The sequence below is a fragment of the Paenibacillus sp. 2KB_22 genome, from assembly GCF_052115745.1.
In the GTDB taxonomy this organism is placed as follows: Bacteria; Bacillota; Bacilli; order Paenibacillales; family Paenibacillaceae; genus Paenibacillus.
On sequence record NZ_JBFRHG010000051.1, the window covers coordinates 1 to 321 of the forward strand.

The window sequence follows — 321 nt, forward strand, 5'->3', positions numbered from 1 at the left end:
CTACCGTTTTTATTGAAACTTGTTTACACAAGTTCAGCTAAAAAGGAATGTTCTAATTCGCATTTACTTTCGTTTCGATATCTAGTTTTCAAAGAACAAGCTCCATGCAAAAGCAAGCTGTTTGAGAGTTTGAGCTCTCAAAACTGAGCAACGAGTGAGTGTTTTGCAGCTTAGCTGCRTATTTGAATGTTTCCACTCGGGAAACGATTCTCCATAGAAAGGAGGTGATCCAGCCGCACCTTCCGATACGGCTACCTTGTTACGACTTCACCCCAATCATCTATCCCACCTTCGGCGGCTGGCTCCTTGCGGTTACCCCAC

Annotated in this window: 1 rRNA gene; it reads right to left on the bottom strand. The window is 44.4% G+C overall.

Annotation, left to right across the window (positions count from 1 at the left end):
• Nucleotides 1–217: 217 nt before the first annotated feature.
• Nucleotides 218–321: ribosomal RNA gene (locus AB4111_RS31285) — 16S ribosomal RNA — on the bottom strand; the annotation flags it as partial.